Raw genomic sequence first — 13,394 nt, forward strand, 5'->3', positions numbered from 1 at the left:
CTGCGCCGCGCACGGCGCCCTGTCCGCCCCCAACCTATCCTGCCTGCAAGATGGAAGGATGACCGATGGACTCCGACAAGGTGTGACGCCGACGGCACACACGTCTGCCGCGCCCGACACCGCCGGCTCGGACCTGGTCACGGACGTTCTCGTCGTCGGCGCGGGACCGGCGGGCAGCGCAGCCGCGGCGTGGGCCGTCCGCGGAGGGCGCGACACCGTGCTGGCCGACGCCGCCGTGTTCCCGCGGGACAAGACGTGCGGCGACGGTCTGACGCCGCGAGCCGTCGCCGAACTCGACCTCCTCGGACTCGGTGAGTGGTTGCGCTCCCGCGCGGTCAACCGTGGACTCCGCCTCACCGGCTTCGGCCAGGAACTGACGCTGCCCTGGCCGGGCGGCTCCCTCCCCGATGTCGGCAGCGCGGTCCCGCGGACCGAACTGGACGACCGCATCCGCCGCGTCGCCGTCGACGCCGGCGCCACGATGGTCGAGGGCGCCAAGGCTGTCGACGTGGTGATGAGAGGTGACCGCGTGGCACAGGTGATCTTCGAGACGTCGACGGGACGAACGTCCGTCACGTGCCGGACACTGATCGTCGCCGACGGCGTGCGCTCACCCCTGGGCAAGATCCTGGGCCGGACGTGGCATCGCGACACGGCCTTCGGCGTCGCGGCGCGGGCCTACGTCACGAGCGATCGCAGCGACGACGAGTGGATCACCTCGCACCTCGAACTGCGGGACTCGGGCGGTGTGCTGCAGGCCGGGTACGGGTGGGTCTTCCCGCTCGCGACGGGTGAGGTCAACGTCGGGGTCGGCACCCTCGCGACGTCGAAGCGACCCGCCGCGGGAGCCCTGCGTCCGTTGCTGGATCTGTATGCGTCGCAACGGGAGTCGGAGTGGGGTCTCACCGGCGGAGTCCGACGCGTGCAGTCCGCGCTGCTTCCGATGGGCGGCGCCGTGTCCACGGTGGCGGGCCGCAACTGGGCCCTGATCGGCGACGCGGCCGCCTGCGTCAATCCTCTCAACGGAGAGGGCATCGACTACGGCCTCGAGGGCGGCAGACTGATCGCCGAGCACCTCGGCGACGCCGACCTGACGGAGGTCTGGCCCGCCGTTCTCCGGGAGCACTACGGGCAGAGTTTCTCCGTCGCCCGACGCCTGGCCGGGCTGCTCACCGTGCCGCGGTTCCTGCCCGCCACCGGACCGGTGGGCATGCGCTCACGCGCGATCATGACCGTGGCCGTGCGGGTGATGGGCAACCTGATCACCGACGCCGATCACGACGTCGTCGCGCGTGCGTGGCGCGCCGCCGGCACCGCGTCCGTGAAGGTCGACGACCGCCCGCCGTTCATGTGAGGTGACTAGCGACGGAAGGCGTAGACGACGGTGCCGTCGTCGAGGCGCACTCCCTCGCGGTCCCGGAAGCCGCACTCGAGTGTCGCGACGACCCGCTGCAGCAGCGGCACCCGCGCTTCGTCCCGCAGATCGGCGTGGACGGCAAGCGAGAGGTCGGCTCCGTAGAGCGCCAGGATGGCCTCCACCGAACCGGCGAGGGACGGATCCTTCGACTGGTAGAACGTGAACCGGTCGGCTTCCATCGTGTAGTCGCGCTCGTTGCCGCCGGCGAGAACGCTCACCCCGTATTCGACGAGGTACTCGACCATCCGGCGCTCGGTCGCGCCGAAGCCGATGGAGCGCTGATCGGGTGACAGGGTGTCGACGACGCGCTTGGTGTCCATGATCAGCAGGCCGAGGTCACCGGCATCGAGCAGGCCCAGGTCGGCGCGCATCGCATCGCGCAGCAGGCGCTGGATCTCGATGAGGAAACCGTGTTCGCGGTTCAGGCGTTCCACGGCCGGACCGGGCATGGCACCGGTGGTGGAGTAGGGCACCAGGACGCGGAGATCGAGCGACATCAGCATCTCGAGCAGCGGTGCGACGCGTTGACGGGCGACGACCACGGTGATGGTCGAGACCCGGAGGAGTTCGCGGTACGCGTCCTCGACGGCCTGTCGGCCGTCGTCGGGTTCGGAGCCGGCGGGAAGCTCGTCGTGCAACCCGGCACCGACGCCCGCCGTGCGGCGACGGACGGCCTCGATCCAGGCGGTCTGGAACGTCGTCAACGCGACGGAGAGTTCCTGGTACCGCTGGGTGACCTGGTCACGGACCAACGACGCCTCGACGCTGTCGCGCCCGGCGTCGTGGGTGAACTCGGAGCGGATAGTACGCAGTTCGCGTGCCCGGCGCGTCTCACGGGTGAGGTGCATCCGCGTGGTGCCGACGGCCCACCCCGCTCCTCCGGCAGCGACGGCCGATGCAGCGAGGGTCGCGTAAGGAAGCCAATCCGGAACAGGCATGCGCCAAATCATGCCGTATCAGCACGCTTGATCGAGACCTATGCGGACGTTTTGTGCATTTGTCAGTCGATCGGCTTCACAGCGCTGTGCAACGTAACTACGCCGCCTGTGAGGTTCCGCCACTGGACGCGTCCCCAACCGGCAGATCTCATACGACCGGCAAGCTCGGCCTGGTCGGGCCAGGCGCGGATCGACTCCGCCAAGTACACGTACGCATCCGGATTGCTGCTCACCGTCCGGGCCACGGCCGGGAGCGCCTTCATCAGGTACTCCATGTAGACGGTGCGGAACACCGGGAACACCGGCGTCGAGAACTCGCACACGACCAGGCGCCCACCCGGCTTCACGACGCGCAGGATCTCCCGGAGGCCGGCGTCGTGGTCGCTGACGTTGCGGAGTCCGAAGGAGATGGTGGCGGCGTCGAACACGTCGTCGCCGTACGGCAGGTGCATCGCATCGCCCGCGACCATCGGTACCTCGCGAGAGAGGCCGGCTCGGAGCATGCCCTTCGAGAAGTCGGTCGCGACGCACCATGCACCGGAGCGTCCCAGCTCCTCGGTGGACACACCGGTTCCGGCCGCGAGGTCGAGCACCGTCTCGCCGGAGCGCAGGCGCAGCGCGTCACGAGTCGCACGGCGCCACCCGCGGTCCTGCCCGAAGGACAGAACCGTGTTGGTCACGTCGTACCGCTTGGCGACTCCATCGAACATGGAGGCGACGTCGTGCGGTTTCTTGTCCAGTTGAGCTCTGGAGCCATGTGCTGCCACACCTGAACAGTACGTGTGCTCCGCCCACCTAGGCCGCGGTAGTGCGGCGGCTCACCGCGGACGTGCCGATGGCGTCCTCGTAGTGCCCGATGAGCTGGTTGCACAGCACGGGCCAGGTGCGATGCAGCACCGACTTGCGGGCGGCCGCGGCGAATCTCGCGCGCGTCGTGGGATCCGCGAGAGCCCGCATCGCGCTCGGAAGAAGTTCCTCGTAGCGCTCGACCGGGAGCAGGTACCCGTTGCGGCAGTGGCTGACCAGATCGCGCGGGCCACCGGCGTCGGGACCGATCACCGGCACACCGCTCGACAAAGCCTCCTGCACGGTCTGGCAGAACGTCTCGTGCTCACCCGGATGAGCGAACACGTCGAACGACGCGTACGCCCGTGCAAGGTCGTCGCCGCCGAGTTGACCGAGGAACACTGCCGACGGCATCGCCCGCTCGAGGCGCGCGCGCTCCGGTCCGTCGCCGACCACCACGACCGTCACACCCGGCATGCCGTCGAGGACGGCGAGACGTTCGACGTGCTTCTCCGGTGCGAGCCTGCCCACGAACCCGACGACCAGGGAGTCCGCTCCCCCGGTCCAGCGTTCCCGCAGCTCGGCACTTCTCGCCGACGGGACGAATCGCACGGTGTCGACTCCTCTGCCCCATCGATGCACCCGGGGGATGCCGTGCGCCGCGAGAGCGTCCATCGCCGACGTCGACGGCGCGAGCGTGCGGGCACTGCCCTTGTGGATGCGCCGGGTCCAGGCCCAGCAGGCGCGCGCGGTCAGTCCGAGCCCGTAGCTCTCGGCGAAGCCTGCGACGTCGGTCTGATAGACGGCGACGGCCGGGACGTCGAGCCGTCGTGCTGCCGCGAGCCCACCGGCGCCGAGCGAGAACGGCGATGCCAGGTGGACGACGTCGGGACCGAAGGACCGCAACGCAGCCGTCATTCCCGGGCTCGGCATGCCCACCGGGAGAGAGCTGACCTTGGGGACCATCACCGACGGCACCCGCAGCACGGGGAACGACCCGTGCGACGTAGGTGCGGGCGGCACACCGGCCGGGGTGTCGGGCGCCACGATCATGGCCTCGTGTCCGGCGGATTCCGCGTGTTCGAGGACCCGGAGTATCGAATTGGTGACACCGTTGACCTGGGGCAGGAACGATTCGGCGATCACGGCTATGCGCACACCGTGCACTGTTCCGGTCTGCGGCGACCGCGACGCGATGCGAACGTTACGGACGGGCGAACCGCGAGCGAACCTATGTCTGTGCGCGCTCTCGTCGGCGGATCAGCAGCACGGACGGCCCCGCGATCAGCCACGCCACGACGATCACCGACAGCGCCGGGACCACCGCGACCGACGCGTCACGGCCGGCGACGCGCACCAGATCCGGGTCGCTCCGGGAGTACTCGACGTCGATGCGTTGGCCGGCGATCAGGTTGGTCGGGTACAGCACGCCGAGTTTCGGGTTGTGCATCTCGCCGTCGGGAGTGACGAAGCTGACCGCGGAGCGCAGTCGTCCGGCGGAGAGCACCTCGGCGGTGGCGACACCCTCGTCGGAGGAGATGGTGTGGTCGTTGCGCCAGGCCGCCAGCACCAGCAGAACCGCGAGAGCGGAGACGACGGTCGCGATCACCACGAGCACGGTGGGCAGTCGACGCCGCGTGCGGGTCGAGGGGCCGGGAGCCCGTGATTCGGCGGCGAGGTTCACCAGCACAGGCTAACGATCGGCGGCAGGTAACCTCGTCCACCATGGGGCGGAAATTCGATTTCACCGAAGACTTCGATGTCACACCGGAGCGGGCTCACGCCGCGCTGACCGATGATGCGTTGTGGGACAGGCGAACCAAGGAGGTGTCCGATCACGCGAGCGTGGAGTACACCCACCGTCCGGACGGCGGCTTCGATGTCGTCATCTCGGAGGGAGTCGGCGCGTCGGTGCTGCCCGGGTTCGTCCGGAAGGTGATCCGCGGTGATCTGGTGATCACTCGCAAGGACAGTTGGGGACCGCTGCGGGGTGACCGGGCATCCGGCACCCTGGAGGGCGGATCGACCGGCTTGACCTCCAAGGTGCGCGGGACCTTCGAACTGGTGCCGCACGGCACCGGATCGCGCCTGACCCTGAAGGGAACGGCCGAGGTGAAGGTCCCGTTCGTCGGCGGCAAGATCGAGGGCATGGTCACCGAGATGATCGGCAAGATGGTGCACTCGGAAAGCAAGCAGGCACGCGAGTACCTCGCCGAGATCTAGAGCGTCGCGCGGATCGACGCGTGCAGGTCGCGCAGCCCCGACCGATCCGTCGTCACCTCGAGAACACGTGTTCCCTCGGCGTGACCGGTCAGTTCCTTGGCCAGAGCGTCCGTGTCGACGCGGCGATGCGGGATGCGATACGCCGCACACAGCGCTGCGAGGTCCATGCCGTGCGGGGTCCCGAACACCCGCTCGAACACGCCCGCGTACTGCGGATCGCCCTGCTCGAGCAACTCGAAGATGCCGCCGCCGTCGTCGTTGGCCACGACGATGGTCAGGTCCTTCGGGCGGGGCTCCCCGGTGCCGATCAGCAGGCCGGACGCGTCGTGCAGGAACGTCAGGTCGCCCATGAGCGCGATGGTGCGGCCGTCGTGGGCCAGCGCTGCACCCACGGCAGTGGACACGGTGCCGTCGATACCCGCCACTCCGCGGTTCGACAGCACTCGGACGTCCTCGGCGGGATATCCGACCAGCGCCATGTCGCGCACCGGGTTGGACGCCCCCAGGACGAGCAGGTCACCGGGGCGGCGCGCGGACGACACCGCGGCCGCGACGTGCAGACCGGTCGACGTGCCGACGCTCTCCAGCATGGAGTGGACGGCAGCGTCGGCGGACGAGGACGCCTCGGCGCACCGACGGATCCAGTCGGGGGACGGCTCACACGAGACGAGTGCGCGCGTACCGGTGGCGAGAACGTTGCCCGACACGTCGGGCCAGCGCGGACCCGTGGTGAGCGCGATGACGGATACCGCCGGGTCGGCCAGCACCTTCGACACCTGACGGTGCAGCGTGGGACGCCCGGTGATGATCGCCTGACGCGGTGACAACGCACCGAGTGCCAGCGGGTTGAGAGGGTGACCGTGCATCGGAGCCGTCGGTTCGGCGACCGTGGGAAGGCCGGCGAGCTCCGGACGGTAGGCCGCACCGTGGCCCGAGATGACGACCGTGTCGGGTGTCAGATCCAGATCGACCGGCACGTCGAGCGTCGCGTACTGGGTGGTGGTCCACGGCGCGCCGTCCGGGCGACCCTCCGGCGCGGGCCGACCGTCGGACAGGTCCGGGGTCAGGGGCTCGCGCAGCGGCATGTCGAAGTGGACCGGGCCCGCGTTGCCGGATCGAGTTCCACGGGCCGCGGCGAGGACGCGGCAGACGGCGGATCGCCACTGGCTATTGACCTGGTCGGACTCCTCGGCAAGCCCGAGGCTGATGGTCGCACGCACCTGACCGGCGAACAGTCCGAGCTGCTCCACGGTCTGGTTCGCACCTGTCCCCAACATCTCGTAGGGGCGGTTCGCGCTGAGCACCACGAGCGGCACCCGGGCGTAATTGGCCTCGAGCACGGCGGGCCCGAGGTTGGCTACCGCCGTTCCCGACGTCATCACCACGGGCACCGGACGACGCCCCGAGACGGCGAGCCCGACGGCGAGGAAGCCGGCGGTTCGCTCGTCGATACGCATGTGCAGGCGGACGCGACCGGCGCGGTCGGCGGCCTCGAGCGCGAACGCGAGCGGCGCGTTCCGCGACCCGGGGCACAGCACGACGTCCTGGACGCCGCCGCGGATCATCTCGTCGACGACGACGACGGCTTGAGACGTGGACGGGTTCACCATTTCAGAGTGTCACAAATGCTCCACCCGCCTCACTGATCGGCCGGCCTCCAGCGGCGCAAGAGCGGTCCACCGGGCGGTGGCAGGATGAACAGGTGCGCACACACTTCGATCCGCAGACCATGGACGCCGGCGACTACTACAAGCTTCTCACCACGTCAGTGGTACCCAGACCCATCGCGTGGGTGTCGACAGTCTCCGCGGACGGCGTGCCGAACCTGGCGCCGTACAGCTTCTTCTCCGTCTCGTCGAGCGCACCCGCCGTGGTGCAGTTCACGTCGGTCGGCCGCAAGGACAGCCTCCGCAACATCGAGGAGACGGGCGAGTTCGTCATCAACCTCGCCACCGAGTCGTTGTTCGAGCAGATCAATCAGACGTCGGCGAACTACGACGCCTCCGTGAGCGAGTACACGGCCGTGGAGCTCGAGAGCGAGCCCAGCGAGACCGTCCGCCCGCCGCGCGTCGTCGCGTCCCCGCTCTCGATCGAGGCGACGCTTCACCAGGTGATCGAGGTGGGCAACTCCTTCGTCGTCATGGGTGCGGTCACGATGATCACGGTGCGCCCGGAATTCCTCGCGGAGGACGGGTTGCCCGACTTCGGCGCCCTCGCACCGCTGAGCCGACTCGGCCGCGACGAGTGGGGCATGCCCCCGGCCGTGCGACGGATCCAGCGCCCCGACAGGCCTTGAGTCCGGCCGTCGACCGGTCCCGCGCCGGCCGCTGGGTAGCACTGGCGCTTGTCACGGCCGTCGTGGCCGTGCTGGCGGATCGCGTCGGGGTGCCGTCGGCTGCTCTGTTCGTCGCGCTCGCCGTCGCGACGGTGTTCGCGTTGTGCAACCGAGGTCCCGGCAAGGTTCCTCGGCCGATGTCGATGGGTGCGCAGGCGATACTCGGCGTCGAGATCGGCACCCTGCTCGACCGGGACACCATGTCCTCGCTCGGGTCGGCCTGGATCTGGGTTCTGGTGGTGTCCCTCGGCACGCTGCTGCTGTCGATCGCGGCCGGTGCGCTGCTCGGACTGCACCGCGACCTCGATGCGACGACGGGCGCACTCGCCCTGGTGGCCGGCGGGGCGTCGGGCATGGTCGCGATCGCCCGTGATCTGGGCGGCGACGAGCGGGTGGTCGCCGTGGTGCAGTACGTGCGAGTCCTGCTGGTCACCGCGTCCCTGCCGTTCGTCGCCACCGTGGTGTTCTCGGCCGACACGGGCCAGGGCGGATCGCCGATCACGGAGTCGGCTCCTCTATGGGCCGACGCTCTCTTCATCGCCGCCTGCCTGCTGGTGGGCATCCCGTTGGGGCGACTCGTTCGACTCCCCGCACCCGCGCTGCTCGGCCCGCTCATGATCTCGGGCGCCGCAGACCTGCTCGGCTGGACGGGCGGTGCGGGCGTCCCCTTCCTGCTGCTCCAACTGGTCTACATCGTGATCGGGTGGCAGGCCGGTCTGCAGTTCACCCTCGACAGCCTGAAGTCCATCGGCCGCATCATCCCGTGGGCGGTGCTGCTGATCGTCGCGATCGCGGTGGGCTGCGCTCTGCTCGGGTTGATCCTGGTCGGCACCACCGGCATCACGCCGTACGAGGCCTACCTCGCGACGACGCCGGGCGGCATCTACGCCGTGCTGGCCCTCGCCGCAGCGAGCAGCGTCAATGTCACGTTCGTCGTGGCGGCCCAGGTGCTGCGGGTGTTCCTGATGCTGCTGGTCGTCCCGCTGTTCACCCGAGCCCGCGGGCGCTGACTGCAGGACGGTGCGCCGAGCCGCGGATATCGCGGTTCGGCGCACCGGGCGCTGTTCGGATCAGGCTGCGTACTTCTGCACCAGAGCGCCGACACGGGGCAGGGCCTCGGTGACGTTCTTCTTCGCCGACGGACGCAGCGACGAGTACGCCTTCTTGATGGTGGACTTGCTGGTCTCGTCGATGCGCGCATCCGTCACGGACAGCAGCGCGTCGGAGGCTGCGTCACCGTTGGCGACGAGGTAGTCCCCGAACGATCCCGTCGGGTTCGCCGAGTACTGCGCCCAGAAGGGGTCGAGCTTGTCGACGAAGCTCGGCCACAGCTTGGCCACCGCGTCGTCGATCACGTTGGGGCTGATCTTCTTGACGGCGCCGTACGCGCCCTTGACCGCGAGGCCGGATGCGCCCTTCTTGTCCGACACCTCCGCGTCGATCAGTGTGCGCACGTCCGCACGCACGGCGGATGCGTTGGTGTCGTCGAGGAGAGTCGTCTTCAGAGATGCCACGAAACAGTCCTGTCGTCGGGGAAAAGGAGGTGAACCGGTCACGGAGTCGGTATGTCACCGGTCGGCCGCGACATTACAACAGCGTTCGAGGCGCGCGATCCACCACCGACGACGCTCCTCCGACGCAGCCAGTGCATCGAGCCGGACCGGATCCGGGACGGCAACGTCGGCGCGCAATCGGCCGTCCACGAGCACCCGTGGTTCGGCGACGTCGTCGACGAACAGTGCGCCTGTTCCCAGTCCGCAGGCCATCTCGGACTGCAGGGACGCCGCTGCCGCGAGACCGGCGCTCATCCCGACAGCGGAATCGAGTGCGCTGGACACGACCACCGGCACGCCGTACTCGGCCAGTTCCTCGGCGAGCGCGAGGACGGGGCGCATTCCGCCCAGCGGCGGAACCTTGACCACGGCCACGTCCGCGGCGCCGGCCCGCACGACCCGCATCGGGTCCTCGGCGCGCCGGATACTCTCGTCGGCCGCGATCGACACTCCGCGCACCCGGTCGCGCACCTCGGCGAGTTCCTCGACACTGGCGCACGGCTGCTCCGCGTACTCGAGGTCTCCGTTCTCGGTCAGCGCCCGCAGCGCAGTGACGGCTTCGTCGACGGTCCAGCCGCCGTTGGCGTCGACACGCACGGTGGGGACCAGGTCGCGCACCGCCTCGACGCGCGCCACGTCGTCGGCAAGAGACTGCCCCTTCTCCGCCACCTTGACCTTGGCCGTGCGGGCACCGGGGTAGCGGGCCAGCACATCGGGGACCTCCGCGGCGGGAACGGCGGGGACGGTCGCGTTGACGTCGACGAACTCCCGCAGCGCGGTGGGCGGCCCCTGCCACGCCATCTCGATGCCGGCGAGCAGCCACGACGTCGCCTCGACGTCGTCGTACTCGGTGAACGCACCGAACTCGCCCCATCCGGCCGGGCCCTCGAACAGCATCACCTCTCGCGTGGTGATGCCGCGGAATCGCGTCCGCATCGGGAGGGAGAGCACACGCGCGGAGGCGGCGATCTCCTCGAACGACGGCAGAGTCACTGCTGGCCGGGAAGGAGCTGGACCATGAGAGCGTTGCTGTCCGCCAGCAGTTTCCCGTCCGCGTTCTTCAGCGTCGCCTCGATGAACGTCTTGCGACCCTCGACATTCGTGACGTGGCCCTCGACGACCAGCGGCACGTTCAACGGAGTCACCGCGCGGTAATCGATGTGCAGGAAGGCGGTGCGACTGATCGGTCGGCCGTAGGCGCGTTGGACGAGCCCGAACAGGTCGTCGAACAGCAGGGGAAGCGTGCCGCCGTGCGCCGCCCCGTTGCCACCGAGGTGGAACCGTCGGAAGACACCGGTGGACCGCACCCCGTCGGGACCGTACTTCTCGATCGTCCACGGGAGCATCAGCAGACTGCCCCGCCCGGGGAGTCGAAGTGAGCGGCCTGCCGGCGATCGGCCTTCGGGCACGACGTACGGCGCCATGGTGGCCGCCAGCTTCTCGGCCTGGTCCGCGGCCAGTGCCAGCTGATCGTCGGGCAGATCGGTGGACACCGCCAGGTCCTGGATCGTGCGGAGGGCTTCGATCAGACGGCCGTAGTCCGGCCCGGGCGTGGCCGGCGTGAATTTCGGGAAGCCGCCTTGCGGAGAATCCTCGGTCATCGCACGACGGTAACGCGGAGTCCGAATCCTCCCGTCGTTAGGCTGTCGAAGGTGACCGATGAGACCTCGCCGTTCCAGCCCGACCTGTGGACCGCGGTCCCCGGCTTCGAGGACCTGGTGGACATCACCTACCACCGCCACGTGACCGATGGAACCGTGCGCATCGCCTTCGACCGCCCCGAGGTGCGCAATGCGTTCCGTCCCGGCACGGTCGACGAGCTCTACCGGACCCTCGATCACGCGCGGATGACGTCCGATGTCGGCGCCGTCCTGCTCACCGGCAACGGCCCCGCACCGAAGGACGGCGTGTGGTCCTTCTGCTCCGGGGGCGATCAGCGCATCCGCGGTCGCAGCGGCTACCAGTACGCGAGCGGTGACACCGCGGAGACCGTCGACAAGGCACGCGCCGGACGGCTCCACATCCTCGAGGTACAGCGCCTGATCCGCACGATGCCGAAGGTCGTGATCTGCCTCGTCAACGGCTGGGCCGCGGGCGGCGGACACAGCCTCCACGTGGTCTGCGACCTCACGCTCGCGAGCCGTGAGCACGCCCGGTTCAAGCAGACGGACGCCGACGTGGGCAGCTTCGACGGCGGGTACGGCAGTGCGTACCTGGCGAAGATGGTGGGCCAGAAGTTCGCTCGCGAGATCTTCTTTCTCGGCGATACCTACACCGCCGAGGACATGCACCGGATGGGTGCGGTCAACAAGGTGGTCGACCATGCCGACCTCGAGACCGTCGCCATCGAGTGGGGGCGCACGATCAACGGCAAGTCCCCGCAGGCGCAGCGAATGCTCAAGTACGCGTTCAACCTTCAGGACGACGGCCTGGTGGGGCAGCAACTCTTCGCCGGTGAGGCGACGCGCCTGGCGTACATGACCGACGAGGCCGTGGAGGGTCGCGACTCGTTCCTCGAGAAGCGTGAGCCGGACTGGTCTCCCTATCCCTGGTATTACTGAGAGGCGACGCACTGCCATGGAGGTATTGGCGAGCCGAATCATTCTGCGCCCGAAGAACTTCGACGAGGCGCTGCACTTCTACCGGGATCAGGTGGGACTCGGCATCTTCCGTGAGTACCCGGGCGGCGTCGTGTTCTTCGCAGGGCAGTCGTTGATCGAGGTGGCGGGGCACGGCGAACCTGCGCAAGGAGCGACGATCCTGTTGCAGGTGCGCGACGTCGAGGCGACACACGCCGAGCTGGAGGCGGCCGGCGTCGAGATCGTGCGGCCCCCGACGACCGAGCCGTGGGGACTGACGGAGATGTGGATCGCCGATCCCGACGGCAACTCCCTGGTCGTGGTCGAGGTTCCTCCCGGCCACCCGCAACGCCGTGGCTGATCTGACGGTCCTGCCGGTACCCGGCGGCGAGGCAGTGCTGGAACTGCTCCCGCATCTGCGGTCCGTGCTCGACGGGACAGCGGCTCCGGCGCTTCCCGTCCCCGCCGACGACGTCCGCGAGCAACGCCGGCTCGTCGACGCGCTCGCACCCGGCACGCCGATCGATCCGTCGACGGCCATGGTGCTGGCCACGTCGGGATCGACGGGAATCCCCAAGGGGGCGTTGCTCACTGCCGACGCGTTGCGTGCGAGTGCCGCCGCGACCCACGCGCGACTGGGCGGTCCCGGACGGTGGCTGCTGGCTCTGCCCGCCCACCACATCGCGGGCATGCAGGTGGTGCTGCGCTCGCTGGCCGCGGGATTCGATCCCGCCGTCGTCGATGTGCAGGCGGGTTTCGATCCCGCCGACCTGACGCGGTCGATCGCGTCGATGACCGATTCCCGCCGATACACCTCGCTGGTGCCCACTCAGCTGATCAAGGCGCTCGACCACCCGGACGCGGTGGCGGCCCTGGCATCCCTCGATGCGGTCCTGCTCGGCGGCGCCGCCACACCGGCTCCTGTGCTGGCGCGGGCGGTCGACGCGGGAATCACGGTGGTCCGGACGTACGGCATGACCGAAACCTGTGGCGGCTGCGTCTACGACGGTGCGCCGCTGGACGGTGTCCGCGTACGCCTCGACGACGACGGACGGGTAGTTCTCGGCGGCCCGACGCTGGCGAACGGGTATCGAGGCCTGTCCGATCACCCCGCATTCGCCGATTCCGGATGGTTCCGGACCGACGACCTGGGTCGACTCCAGGACGGACGGCTGCAGATCCTGGGCCGCCTCGACGACGCCATCACCTCGGGTGGACTCACCGTGGTGCCGCGAGTGGTCGAGGAGTCCGCGGCGCGTGTCGACGGCGTCGCGGAGTGTGTCGTGGTCGGTGTGCCGGACGAGCGACTGGGCGAACGCGTCGGCGCGCTGGTCGTACTGCGACCCGGGTCGAGCGCGACGGCGGAGTCGATACGGGAGAGTGTCGCCGCCGACCTCGGTGCCGCTGCAGCGCCCCGGCAGGTGGTTCTGGTCGCTGCGTTGCCGCTCCGCGGGCCGGGCAAGGTCGACCGTACCGCTGCCCGACGCCTTCTCAGCGAGTCACGCAACCCCTGACCGGGGGTCATTCATTTGAATGACAGCAGGTCAGCGGCACTGTCCGCCC

At 69.4% G+C, this 13,394-nt stretch carries 15 protein-coding genes; 7 read left to right on the forward strand and 8 right to left on the reverse strand.

Features of this window, described 5'->3' with window-relative positions; all coding sequences use genetic code 11:
* The first annotated feature begins 58 nt into the window (after positions 1-58).
* Complete coding sequence (locus RU01_RS08370) at positions 59-1,354, forward strand: geranylgeranyl reductase family protein (protein WP_082042976.1); 1,296 nt, start codon at positions 59-61, stop codon at positions 1,352-1,354.
* A gap of 5 nt (positions 1,355-1,359) precedes the next feature.
* Here the strand turns inward: RU01_RS08370 and RU01_RS08375 are convergent, their stop codons facing one another.
* The 4 genes from RU01_RS08375 to RU01_RS08390 form a co-directional block, all read right to left on the reverse strand.
* Entirely contained in the window at positions 1,360-2,355 is a 996-nt protein-coding gene (locus RU01_RS08375) for a hypothetical protein (RefSeq protein ID WP_042574065.1), read from the reverse strand.
* Between the two features lie 62 nt (positions 2,356-2,417).
* Complete coding sequence (locus RU01_RS08380) at positions 2,418-3,122, reverse strand: demethylmenaquinone methyltransferase (protein WP_082042977.1); 705 nt, start codon at positions 3,120-3,122, stop codon at positions 2,418-2,420.
* 28 nt (positions 3,123-3,150) lie between these two features.
* Positions 3,151-4,299, reverse strand: coding sequence for a glycosyltransferase family 4 protein (locus RU01_RS08385; protein ID WP_042574125.1), 1,149 nt, complete (start codon positions 4,297-4,299; stop codon positions 3,151-3,153).
* A 73-nt stretch (positions 4,300-4,372) separates the two neighbouring features.
* Positions 4,373-4,825: a DUF3592 domain-containing protein gene (locus RU01_RS08390; protein ID WP_042574126.1), complete on the reverse strand. Its 453-nt coding sequence runs from the start codon at positions 4,823-4,825 to the stop codon at positions 4,373-4,375.
* A gap of 41 nt (positions 4,826-4,866) precedes the next feature.
* On the opposite strand from RU01_RS08390, the gene RU01_RS08395 reads away from it, so the two are divergent.
* Positions 4,867-5,364, forward strand: a complete 498-nt coding sequence (locus RU01_RS08395) for a DUF2505 domain-containing protein (RefSeq protein ID WP_042574067.1) — start codon at positions 4,867-4,869, stop codon at positions 5,362-5,364.
* Here RU01_RS08395 and menD read toward each other — a convergent pair.
* A complete protein-coding gene (gene menD, locus RU01_RS08400; RefSeq protein WP_042574127.1) occupies positions 5,361-6,971 on the reverse strand; it encodes a 2-succinyl-5-enolpyruvyl-6-hydroxy-3-cyclohexene-1-carboxylic-acid synthase in 1,611 nt (536 codons plus the stop codon). The two genes, RU01_RS08395 and menD, sit on opposite strands and share 4 nt — an antisense overlap.
* Before the next feature lie 95 nt (positions 6,972-7,066).
* Here menD and RU01_RS08405 point away from each other — a divergent pair, with 95 nt between their 5' ends.
* Together RU01_RS08405 and RU01_RS08410 are read left to right on the forward strand one after the other, a co-directional pair.
* Positions 7,067-7,660 (forward strand): flavin reductase family protein, encoded by a 594-nt coding sequence (locus RU01_RS08405; protein ID WP_042574068.1) that lies wholly within the window; start codon positions 7,067-7,069, stop codon positions 7,658-7,660.
* Positions 7,657-8,709, forward strand: a complete 1,053-nt coding sequence (locus RU01_RS08410) for an AbrB family transcriptional regulator (protein WP_042574069.1) — start codon at positions 7,657-7,659, stop codon at positions 8,707-8,709. The genes RU01_RS08405 and RU01_RS08410 overlap by 4 nt, the downstream gene beginning before the upstream one ends.
* 60 nt (positions 8,710-8,769) lie before the next feature.
* On the opposite strand, the gene RU01_RS08415 is transcribed toward RU01_RS08410, so the two are convergent.
* From RU01_RS08415 to RU01_RS08425, 3 genes are read right to left on the reverse strand one after another with little or no spacing between them, the layout of a single operon-like run.
* Entirely contained in the window at positions 8,770-9,213 is a 444-nt protein-coding gene (locus tag RU01_RS08415; protein WP_042574070.1) for a DUF6918 family protein, read from the reverse strand.
* 54 nt (positions 9,214-9,267) lie between these two features.
* The gene (locus RU01_RS08420) at positions 9,268-10,245 is read right to left on the reverse strand and encodes an o-succinylbenzoate synthase (RefSeq protein ID WP_082042978.1); all 978 of its coding nucleotides are present in this window, start codon (positions 10,243-10,245) and stop codon (positions 9,268-9,270) included.
* Entirely contained in the window at positions 10,242-10,853 is a 612-nt protein-coding gene (locus RU01_RS08425) for a hotdog domain-containing protein (RefSeq protein WP_042574071.1), read from the reverse strand. The genes RU01_RS08420 and RU01_RS08425 overlap by 4 nt, the downstream gene beginning before the upstream one ends.
* Before the next feature lie 51 nt (positions 10,854-10,904).
* Between RU01_RS08425 and RU01_RS08430 the strand changes: the two genes are divergently transcribed.
* The 3 genes from RU01_RS08430 to menE are packed head-to-tail and all read left to right on the forward strand — an operon-like array spanning position 10,905 to position 13,345.
* A complete protein-coding gene (locus RU01_RS08430; protein WP_442970478.1) occupies positions 10,905-11,813 on the forward strand; it encodes a 1,4-dihydroxy-2-naphthoyl-CoA synthase in 909 nt (302 codons plus the stop codon).
* 16 nt (positions 11,814-11,829) lie between these two features.
* Positions 11,830-12,192 carry a VOC family protein gene (locus tag RU01_RS08435; RefSeq protein ID WP_042574072.1) on the forward strand — a complete coding sequence of 121 codons (363 nt, stop codon included), beginning with the start codon at positions 11,830-11,832 and terminating at the stop codon, positions 12,190-12,192.
* On the forward strand, positions 12,185-13,345 hold the full coding sequence (gene menE, locus RU01_RS08440) for an o-succinylbenzoate--CoA ligase (RefSeq protein WP_042574073.1): 1,161 nt from the start codon (positions 12,185-12,187) through the stop codon (positions 13,343-13,345). The genes RU01_RS08435 and menE overlap by 8 nt, the downstream gene beginning before the upstream one ends.
* Positions 13,346-13,394 lie beyond the last annotated feature (49 nt).

The sequence above is a fragment of the Rhodococcus sp. MEB064 genome (assembly GCF_000834565.1).
Taxonomy (GTDB): Bacteria; Actinomycetota; Actinomycetes; order Mycobacteriales; family Mycobacteriaceae; genus Rhodococcoides.